Source organism: Bacillus sp. FSL K6-2971, from assembly GCF_038006405.1.
Classification (GTDB): Bacteria; Bacillota; Bacilli; order Bacillales; family Bacillaceae; genus Bacillus; species Bacillus pumilus.
In genome coordinates this window covers 1,420,188-1,434,655 of the sequence record NZ_JBBOVD010000001.1, presented here as the reverse complement: position 1 = coordinate 1,434,655, position 14,468 = coordinate 1,420,188, and the positions used below count along the sequence as shown (strand labels likewise).

Genomic DNA, 14,468 nt, shown 5'->3' with positions numbered 1-14,468 from the left:
AAAACGATAGAAGTTTATTCATAAAGGGCTAATACTTGTTTGAGTACATTTGTGTACCGATAAAATTGTTCAGTTTGTGTATCTCGCCGGTATCGACGCCTAAAGTCTTGAAAGAATGCTCTTCTTTGCGCCTGACTAATTTCAAGTTGTACACTTTTTCCTGTCAAACATTTGTTATTGATATTATCAGGATGCGTTCCAGAAAAACGATCAGATTCGGCTAGCAGCAATGCGTGAAAGCCATTTAGCGTTAAACGCTTCACAGTTTCTGCCGCTCTTTCTCTGTCCGTCCCCCCCACTAACGTTTGAAGCACCTCTGTTTCTCCGTAACCATGAAGTGCAAACGTATAATGATGGGTATGCACCTCTGAAAGGCAAAGCGGCTCATCAAAGCGTGTGCTTGTAATATGAAGAACATGATTGCCTTTTACTTTAAGGCCTTCAAATAAATACATAGAATAGTCACTAGATATTTCATGAACAAGCTCACTCACGCCTGATTCAATTCCTCCGGCATGAGGCGACAAAACCAGAAGCTGGTCACCTTTCCGCTCATGAAGAATTTGATAATCAATCCCTTTTCTTTCATGAGCGGAAAGCTCTTCATAACTTTGATACGTATCGATAAATTGCCTCATGTCATCTGCTCCATTTCTTTATATGAGCATAAGTCTACTGATCCCTCATTCTTTTGTAAAGAGGTTTCGAATCAAATATACCACTTGAATTCTTCCTTAAATCTTCCTTACATTTACGCCATTCTGTTGAATTTTGAGAAAAAATGACCGATAATTGAAATGGATAGAACTTTTGGACTATATGAATCTTTTTGTATTCTCTCTCATAAATTAGAAATATTGTGATCTACATCTGGAGGAAATCATGTTAAAAAAGAAAACGACCCTCACTCTGATCATCTTACTCCTTAGCTTCGCTGGCATTATTTATTGGAAATGCTTCTCTCTTCAAGGCGTGTCTCACGGAACATTCATCCGCTCGATGTCATCACCTGACGGAATGTACATCATCAACACCTATCAGCATAGCGGAGGAAAGCTAAAGGAAAACGCAGTCAGAGCAGAAATTGAAAACAAACTGACCCACCGCAAGAAAACGATTTACTGGAAATACCCTGATAAAGACCCTCTCATCCAATGGAAAAACGGACAGCTTGTTCAAATTGGACATGAATTTTTAAATGTGGTGAAAGGCGACACGTATGATTATCGCTTTGATCAGAACAAGAGAAAATAACGACATACAAAAAACGAATCCTCTTGGATTCGTTTTTTACGTTGACATGACGGTTTGCATGAATTTCTTCATATCCTTACTAACCGTCGTCAATCGATCGACAATTTCACTAAACTCTGTCACAAGTGAAGCCTGTTCTGATGAAGAACCTTTCATATGGTCCATACTCTCAAGTAATGTATGTATATTGGAGGAAATTCCTTGCAGTGAGCTTTCGATGTTTTCTGTTGCACGTGAAGTTTCACTTGAAAGCTTTTGAACCTCACTTGCTACAACACTAAAACCTGCTCCCTCTTTTCCTGCCCTGGCCGCTTCAATTGACGCATTCAATCCTAGCAAACTCGTTTGTTTCGAGATGCCTTTAATCATTTTTGTAATATCGGTTGTTTGTTTCGAGCTTTCAAGAGTTTGCTGCGTTTGTAAGGTCATCTCCTCACTTGTAGCAGAAAGCTCCTCTGAATGTGCCGCCACCACGTGTACTTTTTCTTGAATACTTTGAATAATGTCATTCAATGATTCCATATATGCTTCAAGCTCTAATTGATTTTTGAGCGGAAAACCTAAAGCGAGTGCACCAATCACTTGCCCATTTCCATCAAAAATGGGCAATCCCATTGCATTTAAAGGTACTCCATATACTGATTCAGGCACAAACATACTCGATGTCTCACCTCTCAGCGCTTTTTTCATATTCAGATCATCTGGTTTAATACGTTCACCAGCTCGAATTTGAAAATCAACATCTTTCGATGGCAAATACAGCAAAAATTTCTCTCGGTCAATGACACCCATCGTCACTTCATTTTTTAAAATTTGCATCATATAAGGTGCTGCTGTCACTATACTCTGTAGTATATCCATTTTCCCTACCCCCTTGTATTATTTATCGGTCGTTCTTCTTAAAATAATAGTTATTTTTTAAAAATAATGATGATGATGAAAGTTATTTCTCATATGTACGAGTAAAAAGAAGGATATTCCCTATTTATATTCAACAAAACGTAAATTTGCTATAATTTAAGTATCAACATATGATGAAATGGTCATGTAATCATTTTATATATATTCATTGGAGGCGCATGTTGTGAGACAACCTATGACATATGAGCGGGCGATCGTCATTGGCAGTGGTATGACGGGAATACTCGCTGCAAAAGTTTTATCAACGTTTTATCATCAAGTTTTCATGATCGAAAAGGACGAAATGCCAGACTCTCCTAAGAATCGTCTCGGCACTCCTCAAGCTTTTCATCCACATAGAATGCTGCCACTAGGCAAGCAAATAGTGGAACGTCTATTTCCTGGTTATACAAAAGAGTTACTGACAATGGGCGGATTTAATACGTGGCATCAACCCTCTCGATTTATCACAAAAGATGGTGAATTAACGCTTACTGATACCGAAGAAACAGCTGTCACAAGACGTGCCATGCTAGAGTGGGTGCTGATGCAAAGAATGTTAAGTGAAAGACGGGTGCAATGTTTAGAAAAACATGAAGCCCTCTCACTTCAGTTGAAAGAGGGAACAAACCAAGTCATCGGACTGATCGTGAAAGATCGGCATGAAAAACCAGGACGCATTTTTGAAATGAAAGCAAACTTAGTGATCGATACATCTGGAAGAATGTCTAAATTGCCAAAATGGCTGAAGGATGCTGGACTGACCTTACCGCGGGCAGATGAATTAACTGTGTCACTCGGTTACAGCACAAGATACTACAAGATACCACCAGAAGCGCCATACCAGCAATCAATGGTCGTCGTGGGTCAGCCGGAGAGGCAAATCCCAACAGGACTGTTTGAACGGGTAGATCATGATTTAGTAGCTGTTCTTCTCTCTGCAGCTGGCGGATCACATTATCCAACAACGATGCTGATCAATTTGATTCCGAAACGGCTGCACTGACCCATCCCGCAATAGCAGATGCCATTACTCATTTAACGCCCTATACAAAACCAAAAGGATTTAGAGTCCCTTCTTGCGTGAGATATCACTATGAACAAATGCACGATTGGCCGAGTGGATTATTGGTGATGGGCGATGCCTTGTGTACGTTAGATCCTATTCATGGGCAAGGAATGACAAAGGCCGCACTCGAAGCACAAACTCTTGAGCGTATGCTCAAACAAGCACAAAAAAAGGAGCAGCTATCTTTTGAAAAGGACACATTACAACAAATGCAGCATGCCAATGAACTCGGCTGGTGGCTTTGTGCGATTGCTGATATGGCGTGGGAAGGCGTCAAATTAAAAGGAGAAACAACCATTCCCCATTTGACGTTCATACAAGGATTTTTAAATCGCTACGTACAATACACCATAGTAACAAAACAGCCTGAACGTCTTGAAGCGTATCACCAAATGCATTCTTTCTTATTAGAACCGAGAGAAATCATCAACTTAGAACAGTTGCATAACATGATTCAAGCCGACACCTCTGGAGAAACGGCCGAATGGTGGAGTCAGTGGGATCAAGAGGACGATGAACGCAATCGAGCTTTTTTCCATGAAGCGGTTCCTGACTTTCGTTTACAGCACTTGCTTTCATTAGATTGAAACAAAAAAAGCCCCTTAGTGGGGCTTCAGGCTGTCGAGAAAATCTCGACAGCTTTATATTTTTTCTTAAAGTTTCCATTCCCCCGTTTTATAATAGAGAAAAGCATACTAAAGGAAGGTGTTTTTCTCATGTTCCACACTAGAAATTCTTCTCAGCACGAAGCCGAATTTGTATTGCTAGATCAACTGGTCGAAGAGGATCACCTGCTTCGTAAAATTGATCAGTACATTGACTTTTCATTTATCGTAGATAAAGTAAAACCGTATTATAGTGAGAATAAAGGTCGCCCTTCTCTTGATCCACTTATTTTATTCAAAATGATGTTTATCGGATACCTGTACGGTATCCGTTCTGAAAGACAACTTGAAAAAGAAATTTACTATAACATGGCGTATAGATGGTTTTTAGGTTTGAACATCAATGACCCCGTTCCTCATCACTCGACCATTAGCTGGAATCGTCGTACTCGATTCAAAGATACAACGATTTTTCAAGACATTTTCGACGAGATTGTGCTTCAAGCCATCAATCACGATATGGTTGGAGGGCGCGTCCTTTTTACTGATTCAACCCATCTTAAAGCGAATGCAAATAAACATAAATATACAAGAAAAACGATCGAACAAGATACTCAGAACTATATGAAAGAATTAGATGTAGCCGTCCAAGAAGATCGAGAGGTACACGGAAAAAAGCCCTTAAAGAAAAAAGAGGAGGTGAAAACAAAAAAAGACATTCGTCAAAGTAAAACTGATCCTGAAAGTGGCTATCTTTATCGCGAAAACAAGCCAGAAGGCTTTTTCTACCTAGACCACCGTACAACGGATATGAAGCACAACATCATCACAGATGCCCATGTCACACCCGGCAATGTCCATGATTCCGTTCCATATCTTGATCGATTGGATCACCAAATCGCCCGATTTGGTTTTCAAGTAGAAGCTGTTGCCCTTGATTCTGGTTATTTGACAACCCCAATCTGTAAAGGTTTATCCGATCGCCGTATTTTTGGTGTCATCGCACATAGACGCTTTCATCCAACAAGAGGATTATTTGAGAAGTGGAAATTTCAGTATGACTCTGAACATGATCACTACATATGCCCAAATGGTGAGAAGCTATTATATACAACAACTGATCGAAAAGGTTATCGGTTCTACAAATCAGACCCTAAAAAATGCGTATCGTGTCCTTTCCTAGAGAGCTGTACAAGGTCGAAAAATCATCAAAAAGTGATCTCAAGACATGTATGGGAAGAACATAAAGAAAAGATCAGGCAAAATCGTCTGTCTGCTTCTGGAAAAGAGCTATATAAAAAAAGAAAAGAAAAAATAGAGCGAAGCTTTGCAGATTCAAAACAACTGCATGGGCTTCGCTACTGCCGGTTGAGGGGAAAACAAAATGTGAGTGAGCAAGTGCTTCTCACAGCTGCCTGTCAGAACATGAAGAAGATTGCCACACACCTAGCGAAGCTAGGCTAGGTGTGTGGGAGGCCTTTTTCTTTAAATCTCATCCATCATCATTACGATGAAAATAAAAAAGATTGTAGAAAAACATGAGTTTCTCTACAATCTGAAGCCCCTTAGTGGGGCTTTTTCATTAACGTAATAATTGAAGTACGTTTTGCGGCTGTTGGTTTGCTTGAGCTAACATTGCTTGAGATGCTTGAGAAAGAATGTTGTTCTTTGTGAACTCACTCATTTCTTTCGCCATGTCAACGTCACGAATACGAGACTCAGCAGCCGTTAAGTTTTCAGCAGAAGCACCAAGGTTGTTGATTGTGTGCTCTAGGCGGTTTTGGACTGCTCCAAGTTTAGAACGCTGGTCTGAAACTTGTTTGATCGCTCCATCAATGATTGCTAATTGATCGTTAAATCCACCTTCTTCATCTGCTGCAATTTCGGCGAAATCAGTTACTTTAATCGTAGAAACGGTTTTATCCTCAACTCCAAGTTTATCAGCAGACATTGCTTCAATATGAACTGACAATTGCTGCGCACCGTTAGCTCCAATTTGGAAAGTAAGTTTCTTCGGTTCTCCACCTTCTGGGTCAGCAGCAAAAGTTCCATCAAGAAGTTTCTTTCCGTTGAATTCAGTACGGTCAGAAATACCGTTCTTATCTGTACCGTTCCCAATTTCCTGAACTAGTGCATCAATTTCCTCTTGAATTGCACCAAGGTCTGTTTCATCTTGTGTACCAGTGTTTCCAGCTTGAACGACTAGTTCACGTACACGTTGAAGGATTGAGTGAGTTTCAGTCAATGCACCCTCAGCTGTTTGAATAAGAGAGATACCGTCTTGAGCATTTTTCGTCGCCATTTCTAATCCGCGGATCTGACCACGCATTTTTTCAGAGATTGCTAGACCTGCTGCATCATCTCCTGCACGGTTAATTTTAAGACCAGAAGAAAGCTTCTCCATGTTCTTTTGTCCTGCTCCATTGTTTGCAGACAAACGGTTCAGTGTGTTAAGTGCTGCGATATTGTGGTTAATTCTCATTTCCTATTACCTCCATGTGTTTGAACCAATTGAACATCCTTGTCCAAAAGTTCTAAATTAGAATTTTTTTGTAAGCCTTACAATCCCTTTATCGAACTTGAATGGAATTTGTTTAACAAAAAAGGATTAAATAAGGTAAAAGTCTCATTCATTATGATCATTTCGCTAGTGTATACCAAATTTAAAGGTCATTTTTCATGATTTACCAGAGGGATTTAAGAATCATAAGACTGGGGAAAAATCGAAGAAAAAAACACCATAAAAAAAAGCCCCATTAAGGGGCCTGTCATTAACGTAGTAATTGAAGTACGTTTTGTGGCTGTTGGTTCGCTTGTGCAAGCATTGCTTGAGACGCTTGAGAAAGAATGTTGTTCTTTGTGAACTCACTCATTTCTTTCGCCATGTCAACGTCACGGATACGAGACTCAGCTGCTGTTAAGTTTTCAGAAGAAGCACCAAGGTTGTTGATTGTGTGCTCTAGACGGTTTTGAACCGCACCTAGTTTAGAACGTTGATCTGACACTTGTTTGATTGCATTATCAACGATATCTAATTGATCATTGAAACCACCTGCAGCACCTGCAGCAATAGTTGCAAAATTAGTTACTTTAAGAGCTGAAACTGTTTTAGTTGCATCAGCTGGGTCTGTTCCAAGTTTATCAGCAGACATTGCTTTGATGTTTACATCTAATTTTTGTGCTTTGTTTGCACCAATTTGGAAAGTTAATGTAGCTGTTTCAAAATCACCATTCAACAATTTTTTACCGTTGAACTCAGTACGATCAGAGATACCATTTTTATCAGTACCGTTACCAATTTCTTGAACTAGGTTATTGATTTCTTCTTGAATTGCACCAAGATCTGTATCGTCTTGTGTACCAGTGTTTCCAGCTTGTACAACTAGTTCACGAACACGTTGAAGGATTGAGTGAGTTTCAGTCAATGCACCTTCAGCTGTTTGGATAAGAGAGATACCGTCTTGTGCGTTTTTAGAAGCCATTTCTAGTCCGCGGATTTGTCCACGCATTTTTTCAGAGATTGCAAGACCTGCTGCATCGTCTCCTGCACGGTTGATTTTAAGACCAGAAGAAAGTTTCTCCATGTTCTTTTGGCTCGCACCGTTGTTTGCAGACAAACGGTTCAATGTGTTAAGTGCTGCGATATTGTGGTTAATTCTCATTTCCTATTACCTCCATGTATGTGGGACCTAACAGACGTCCTTGTCTGAAAAAAGTCCTTTATTCTAGGGCTTATCAACCCTACAATTCTTTTATCGGAATATTTCATAGGAAGTTTAACACTTTTTAATATTTATTTATTAATTTATCAGTCTTAATTCATGATTTAGTTATATGGAAAAGACGTATTGTGTGCTCCTTTTAAAATATTAGTTCTTCTTATCATATTTTTAATTTAAAATATAAGTACGCACCAAGTGGGTCTCAATTCAGGATCTGCTTTTTTCAAATATCAGTAGACATAAAAAAGCCCCATAAAGGGGCCCTTCATTAACGTAGTAATTGAAGTACGTTTTGTGGCTGTTGGTTCGCTTGTGCAAGCATTGCTTGAGACGCTTGAGAAAGAATGTTGTTCTTTGTGAACTCACTCATTTCTTTCGCCATATCAACGTCACGAATACGAGACTCAGCAGCCGTTAAGTTTTCACCAGAAGCACCAAGGTTGTTGATTGTGTGCTCTAGACGGTTTTGAACTGCACCAAGTTTAGAACGTTGGTTAGATACTTGTTTGATAGCTCCATCAACGATATCTAATTGATCATCGAAAGAAAGTGCGCCAGTAGCAGTCGGATCAGCAAATTGTGTTACATCGATGTCAGCTACTGCGTGGTCTGCTTTAAGAGTTCCGTCAGCTTCTAATGTACCAAGTGCTGTAGAAGACATTGCTTCGATGTTCACATCTAATTTTTGTGCTTTATTTGCACCGATTTGGAAAGTTAATGATTTTGCATTAGCACCAGCTGCGCTGAAAGAACCGTCAAGTAGTTTCTTTCCGTTAAATTCTGTACGGTCAGAGATACCGTTTTTGCCAGAACCGTCACCAATTTCTTGAACTAGGTTAGCGATTTCTTCTTGGATAGCACCAAGGTCTGTTTCATCTTGTGTACCAGTGTTTCCAGCTTGAACGACAAGCTCACGTACACGTTGAAGGATTGAGTGAGTTTCAGTCAATGCACCTTCAGCTGTTTGGATAAGAGAGATACCGTCTTGTGCGTTTTTCGTCGCCATTTCTAATCCGCGGATTTGTCCACGCATTTTTTCAGAAATTGCTAAACCTGCTGCATCGTCTCCTGCACGGTTGATTTTAAGACCAGAAGAAAGTTTCTCCATGTTCTTTTGGCTAGCACCGTTGTTTGCAGATAAACGGTTCAGTGTGTTAAGTGCTGCGATATTGTGATTAATTCTCATTTCCTATTACCTCCATGTATATGGGACCTGACAGACGTCCTTGTCTGAAAAAAGTCCTTAATTCTAGGGTTTTACAACCCTGACAATTCTTTTATCGGATTATTTCATAGGAAGTTTAACATTTTTTAATATTTATTGATCAATTTTACATATCTTTATTCACTATTTAGTTTCACAAAGATTTCTATTATGCTATTCGTTCAAGTGATGAGCACATCGCCTGTATTAAAATGAATAGAAACAAAATAAAAAAGCCCCATAAAGGGGCCTGTTATTAACGAAGTAATTGAAGTACGTTTTGTGGCTGTTGGTTCGCTTGTGCAAGCATTGCTTGAGACGCTTGAGAAAGAATGTTGTTCTTTGTGAACTCACTCATTTCTTTCGCCATATCAACGTCACGGATACGAGACTCAGCAGCTGTTAAGTTTTCAGAAGATGCACCAAGGTTGTTGATTGTGTGTTCTAGACGGTTTTGGACTGCACCTAGTTTAGAACGTTGGTCTGAAACTTGTTTGATCGCACCATCTACGATGTCTAGTTGTTGATCAAATGTAAGTGTTGGTGTAGCAGCAGCGAATTGTGTAACATCAATGTTAGAGACTGCTTGACCCGCTACAAGAGTTCCATTATTAAGAGCCCCTAGTTTATCAGAAGACATTGCTTCGATATTTACATCTAATTTTTGCGCTTTGTTTGCACCGATTTGGAATGTTAAAGTAGCTGTACCATTAGCAAAATCACCATTCAACAATTTTTTACCGTTGAACTCAGTACGATCAGAGATACCATTTTTATCAGTACCATTACCAATTTCTTGAACCAGATTGTTGATCTCTTCCTGGATAGCACCAAGATCTGTTCCGTCTTGTGTCCCAGTGTTCCCAGCTTGAACAACAAGCTCACGTACACGTTGAAGGATCGAGTGAGTTTCAGTCAATGCACCTTCAGCTGTTTGGATAAGAGAGATACCGTCTTGTGCGTTTTTTGAAGCCATTTCTAATCCGCGGATTTGTCCACGCATTTTTTCAGAGATTGCTAGACCTGCTGCGTCATCTCCTGCACGGTTGATTTTAAGACCAGAAGAAAGCTTCTCCATGTTCTTTTGGCTCGCACCGTTGTTTGCAGACAAACGGTTTAATGTGTTAAGTGCTGCGATATTGTGGTTAATTCTCATTTCCTATTACCTCCATGTATGTGGGACCTGACAGACGTCCTTGTCTGAAAAAAGTCCTTCGTTCTAGGGCTTATCAACCCTGACAATTTTATTATCGGACGTGGTAATAGGATGTTTAGCATATTTTTTTTAATATCGCATTTTTCCATGACGTTGATCCTAATTTTAACAATTTCACAAACACAAAAACTGCTGATCTATCATCAGCAGTTTTGCCATTATATGAATATCATATCAGTATTGCTTGATATCAAACATTAAGATATTTTGGTACACCACATAATCCTTCTTACTTGTAAAAGGCCCTTTATTATGCTCATCATTGATTTCATAGAAGTTCATCCCAATTCCAAAACTTCTCTCTTTATACCAGTTTAGAAAATCGTTAATTTCTTTCATTGAAAGCAAATAATCCTTTTGCAACCCGTTTATCATAGTAATTGAAAGTATACCTTTTGTTACTTCTTCACCTGGCTTTGTTCCATCTTGATCCTTTGGTTCTTCGGCTGTGCCATCACCTGGCTTTGTTCCATCCTGATCTTTCGGTTCTTCGGTTGTGCCATCACCTGGCTTTGTTCCGTCCTGATCCTTTGGTTCTTCCGTTGACCCATCACCAGGCTTTGTTCCATCCTGATCTTTCGGTTCTTCTGCTGATCCATCATCTGGTTTTGTTTCATCCTGATCCTTAGTGACTTTTTGCAGATCTTTTAATGGAATTGAGATAACAGATTTAAAAGTGTTTTTGACAGAATGACTACCAATTGGCTCAGCATAATCTCTTCCACCAATGACATATAATTGATCATCAGCAATAACTGCTACAGATCCAACTCTACCTTCAGGAATTTCATATAAAGAATCTTGGACTTGTCTAGTTTGTGGATCAAATATCTGAACTTGTTTTAATAACTTACTTGATCTATCTCCAATTTGCTGACCGCCAATCATAAATAATTTATGATTGTATGTCGCATAAGCAGCTTCATATGCAAAAGAATTTAACTGAACATCCTTTAAGCGTTGCCACTTCCCTAGCTTCATATCATATTCTAATATATCTTTATCATTCGCTCGGCTAACGTTAGCCTCACCACCAGCAATATATAACTTTCCATTTATCTCCGAAATACTTCTACCCTGACGAGAAGCTAATTGAGAATTATCTAAACTTTCCCACTCTCCACTTACCGTATCATAGGAATAAAAATTTACTTGAGAGCTTGATAAAGATGCTACTATATAAATTTTTTCTCCAACTGTAGCTGCTCTTAAGGAACCAGTTATATATGATGTATATATAAATTTCTCAGGCATCTTAATTGGTTCTTCTGTCCATTGATCTAGTTCTGTATCATAAACATCGATGGTTTTGTGAACTGTTTTAGTTGTATCAGTAAGGCCGCCAATGACATAGATTTTTTTACCTACTGTTGCGTAGGTAGCTCCTGTTCTTAATCTAGGCATACTTGTTTTTTCTGACCACAAATCAATTTTAGGATCATACATATATGTTGAATTGTTGAATTTAGACTGTTGACTTGCTCCACCGAATACATATATTTTCCCATCAACCACTCCTACACTTGCTCCGATTCGCTCTTCCGGTAAATCCGCTCGCTTCGTCCATCCATTTGTCTCGGCTGCATGAGCTTTTAACGGATGAATTGTGACCATCATAAAAATGGTCAAAAGCACTAGAAATAATCTTTTTTTCATCATTTTTTTCCTCCATATCTTAAATATCCCTCCTTTTATCGACATATTTGTAATAAAATTTAATTTTTATCATTGTACACCAGTAGGAATATCCCTCATACATACATCACCGGCGTTGATATTTTAATAATCTTCCCGCCTCGACGATAAAATCTTGGGACGCGGCGGCTTAAAGTGGCGATGACTTCGTAGTTGATTGTATTGAGCATTTCAGCGATTTCATCGACAGAAATTTCTCCGCCTTTTTGACGACCGTATATGACGACTTCCTCGCCTTGCTTTGCTTTCATTTCTCCTAAACTGATCATCGTCATATCCATTGTGACTCGGCCAGCAATCGGCATTCGTTCTCCGCGGAAAAGCATAAATCCCCGATTTGATAAAGCACGTGAGTACCCATCTGCGTAACCGATTGGTATGGTGGCAATGACTTCATCCGGTTTTGCTACATATGTTGCGCCATAACTGACGGTCCTTGGCTCTGTCACCATTTCCTTTACGAACGCAATCCTTGCTTTTAAACTGAGAGCGGGCTCTAGCTGAACAGCGTCTAAGCTTTCAATGTATTGCGAGGGATACAGACCATATAGCCCGATGCCCAGCCGAATCATATCGGCGCTAAATTCAGGAAACGCGATGGCAGCCGCTGTATTGTTCATATGTACGGTCGGCAGCTTAATTCCTTGTTTTTTCAAAAATCGAAGAAAATCAATAAAAATACTGTGCTGCAGCAGCGTAAAATCAGAATCAGGCTCATCCGCAGTAGAGAAATGCGTAAAAATCCCGTCCCATCTAAGGTTTTCACTCTTTTCAAGTGCCTCCACTACGCCTAAAAGCTCTTCCTTCGTCCGTACACCTAATCGCCCCATCCCTGTGTCGACATTGACATGTATCCCAAGCCGGCGCTGACTTTCTTCTTCCGCTAAGATCTCATTTGCTTCAACAATCCAGTCTTCACGAAGGCCAGATAGATCAATTCTCCAGGCCGCAGCCCTTTTCACACAGTCGAGCGGGGTAAATCCAAGAACCAAAATCGGTGCTTCAATTTTTGCTCTTCGCAGCACAATGCCTTCCTCCAAGCTAGCTACTGCGAGCTCCGTCGCACCGCTTTCCAGTGCCTGCCGGGCTACCTCCACTGAACCGTGACCATAAGCATTCGCCTTCACGACAGCCATGATCTTACTTTTCCTTGGAATATGCGCTTGAATGGCTTCGATATTTCTTTTAATCGCATCGAGATTGACTTCGATCCAGACTTCCCTGCATAGCTTTTTCATTTATTTTTCCTCCTCATCACATGAGAGTTCTTTCTATCTCCATGTTCGCTTTTGCGTCTAGTCTATCTTTATTCATTTTTGAGAAAAACATTCAACTACAATGACTGGACCTGCTTTGTCTTGTTGCACATAAAAAAAGAAACCACATCAACTGTGATTTCTTCTCTATGAAAGATGATATTCAATTTTATCCGCAGATTTCATCATTGCATCAATATCATGATAAATCTCCTGCAAATTTTCTCGTTCAGCTAAATAATGAGCATTGCTCTTACGAACAGGCACATCAAATTGCAGGAAGTTGATTGTCATCGCGTGTAATTCTTGGTCATTCGTTGTTAACCTTAATTCAAGCGTCGAGACCTCTTCTTTATCATTACTCTCCGCTAAATCAATCGGCACACCATCTTCTAACATCTCAACTTGTTTCAAATCTTTCATGGATAGCTCAGTGACTGCAAATCTATTTTTTCTAGTTGACCCGCCAGGCTGATGTTCAATAAAGCGCAATTTCTTTAACTCATCATCAATCGCAAAGCCCTTATCAACCTGCTCCGAAAAGATATAGGTAGATGCCTGAAACCCATCTTCGTGAAAAAGCATCATTATTTTGTCCAATAATATGTTGGGATCATTCTGTTCTTTTCGTCTTTGACATCTACCGGCTATGATTAAAATGACCAGTCCTCCGATGATGCTGAGAGCCGTTCCCCATCCATTCCCTACATCTACGAAAACAGTAAAACCTAAAATAGCAATCATAAGAGCAATGATAATGCCTATGATGAATATCACTCAATGCTCCTCCTATCATGACCCTTCATGAATGGTTTAGCCATAGTATAGCATTTGAAGCAAGATGATTTAAGAATATAAATCTGATAGGAAGAAAAACAGACCATAAAGGTCTGCTTTTCTTATTGAATTTCGTTCAAGTGTTTAAAAGATAGGTAGTAAGAACTCACACACGCCTTCTTCTTCTCTATATCTCTCCATAATAGATGCCTGACGCATGTTCAATTGATTGTTTTGGATCATTTGAGGCAATTGGCTCCAAAACAAATTCACTTTTTCGATTGTATGTGTCACTGTAAACACAGCATACTTTCCCCCTTCAAAATGTCCAGTCTGAACCATTTGATCTTTTGAGAAATCTCTATTTGTCATCAACATGAGGTCGTATCTGCATTTTTCTGGTGGAATTTTTCCAGGATCATCTTGAGGAACACCATATATACCAAATTCCTTTAATTCATCATTTAATTGATGTTGATTGATCCATTTTTTAAATCTCTTCATCATCTCTACATTTTCTTTGTTGCCATATGGTCCTATATTCCTCATATACACCATCTTCATATTGCTTACTATTTCAATTTTGTCATTCATGATTTCCCTCCAACTCTTATTGGAAGATTGGCCAATCATTCCTTACATCCAACGGTAACATCCTTTAAAATATAATACAGCAGGATATTAAAAATAATTGAATTATGTTGGAAAAACATTCACAGGAATTGCGATTTAGATCATAAATTAAGTCATCTCATTTTCTCTTTAAATAA

Annotated in this window: 14 protein-coding genes; 4 read left to right on the top strand and 10 right to left on the bottom strand. The window is 39.3% G+C overall.

All coding sequences use genetic code 11. The features are described 5' to 3' along the window. Positions 1 to 14 precede the first annotated feature (14 nt). Entirely contained in the window at positions 15 to 638 is a 624-nt protein-coding gene (locus MHI33_RS07455; RefSeq protein ID WP_283924399.1) for a poly-gamma-glutamate hydrolase family protein, read from the bottom strand. Positions 639 to 882: 244 nt separating this feature from the next. On the opposite strand from MHI33_RS07455, the gene MHI33_RS07450 reads away from it, so the two are divergent. Then, positions 883 to 1,254 carry a DUF5412 domain-containing protein gene (locus MHI33_RS07450; protein ID WP_044138938.1) on the top strand — a complete coding sequence of 124 codons (372 nt, stop codon included), beginning with the start codon at positions 883 to 885 and terminating at the stop codon, positions 1,252 to 1,254. 36 nt (positions 1,255 to 1,290) lie between these two features. Here the strand turns inward: MHI33_RS07450 and MHI33_RS07445 are convergent, their stop codons facing one another. Further along, positions 1,291 to 2,115 carry a methyl-accepting chemotaxis protein gene (locus MHI33_RS07445; RefSeq protein WP_065097687.1) on the bottom strand — a complete coding sequence of 275 codons (825 nt, stop codon included), beginning with the start codon at positions 2,113 to 2,115 and terminating at the stop codon, positions 1,291 to 1,293. Between the two features lie 223 nt (positions 2,116 to 2,338). Here MHI33_RS07445 and MHI33_RS07440 point away from each other — a divergent pair, with 223 nt between their 5' ends. The 3 genes from MHI33_RS07440 (at position 2,339) to MHI33_RS07430 (ending at position 5,292) form a co-directional block, all read left to right on the top strand. After that, positions 2,339 to 3,160 (top strand): FAD-binding protein, encoded by an 822-nt coding sequence (locus MHI33_RS07440; RefSeq protein ID WP_278178711.1) that lies wholly within the window; start codon positions 2,339 to 2,341, stop codon positions 3,158 to 3,160. A gap of 77 nt (positions 3,161 to 3,237) precedes the next feature. Then, a complete protein-coding gene (locus MHI33_RS07435) occupies positions 3,238 to 3,810 on the top strand; it encodes a hypothetical protein (RefSeq protein ID WP_340910404.1) in 573 nt (190 codons plus the stop codon). Between the two features lie 129 nt (positions 3,811 to 3,939). Beyond that, positions 3,940 to 5,292, top strand: a complete 1,353-nt coding sequence (locus MHI33_RS07430) for an IS1182 family transposase (RefSeq protein ID WP_340909443.1) — start codon at positions 3,940 to 3,942, stop codon at positions 5,290 to 5,292. A 118-nt stretch (positions 5,293 to 5,410) separates the two neighbouring features. Here the strand turns inward: MHI33_RS07430 and hag (MHI33_RS07425) are convergent, their stop codons facing one another. The 8 genes from hag (MHI33_RS07425) to MHI33_RS07390 form a co-directional block, all read right to left on the bottom strand. After that, on the bottom strand, positions 5,411 to 6,310 hold the full coding sequence (gene hag, locus MHI33_RS07425; RefSeq protein WP_065097688.1) for a flagellin Hag: 900 nt from the start codon (positions 6,308 to 6,310) through the stop codon (positions 5,411 to 5,413). A 289-nt stretch (positions 6,311 to 6,599) separates the two neighbouring features. Continuing rightward, entirely contained in the window at positions 6,600 to 7,490 is an 891-nt protein-coding gene (hag, locus tag MHI33_RS07420) for a flagellin Hag (protein WP_065097689.1), read from the bottom strand. A 328-nt stretch (positions 7,491 to 7,818) separates the two neighbouring features. Further along, the gene (hag, locus tag MHI33_RS07415; protein WP_044141243.1) at positions 7,819 to 8,736 is read right to left on the bottom strand and encodes a flagellin Hag; all 918 of its coding nucleotides are present in this window, start codon (positions 8,734 to 8,736) and stop codon (positions 7,819 to 7,821) included. A 274-nt stretch (positions 8,737 to 9,010) separates the two neighbouring features. After that, a complete protein-coding gene (hag, locus tag MHI33_RS07410) occupies positions 9,011 to 9,910 on the bottom strand; it encodes a flagellin Hag (protein ID WP_064498329.1) in 900 nt (299 codons plus the stop codon). Between the two features lie 234 nt (positions 9,911 to 10,144). Further along, positions 10,145 to 11,626 (bottom strand): Kelch repeat-containing protein, encoded by a 1,482-nt coding sequence (locus MHI33_RS07405; RefSeq protein ID WP_268454703.1) that lies wholly within the window; start codon positions 11,624 to 11,626, stop codon positions 10,145 to 10,147. Between the two features lie 95 nt (positions 11,627 to 11,721). Next, complete coding sequence (alr, locus tag MHI33_RS07400) at positions 11,722 to 12,903, bottom strand: alanine racemase (protein ID WP_106067256.1); 1,182 nt, start codon at positions 12,901 to 12,903, stop codon at positions 11,722 to 11,724. Between the two features lie 165 nt (positions 12,904 to 13,068). Beyond that, positions 13,069 to 13,698, bottom strand: a complete 630-nt coding sequence (locus MHI33_RS07395; protein WP_278178699.1) for a hypothetical protein — start codon at positions 13,696 to 13,698, stop codon at positions 13,069 to 13,071. A 144-nt stretch (positions 13,699 to 13,842) separates the two neighbouring features. After that, positions 13,843 to 14,292: an AraC family transcriptional regulator gene (locus MHI33_RS07390; protein WP_106065122.1), complete on the bottom strand. Its 450-nt coding sequence runs from the start codon at positions 14,290 to 14,292 to the stop codon at positions 13,843 to 13,845. Positions 14,293 to 14,468 lie beyond the last annotated feature (176 nt).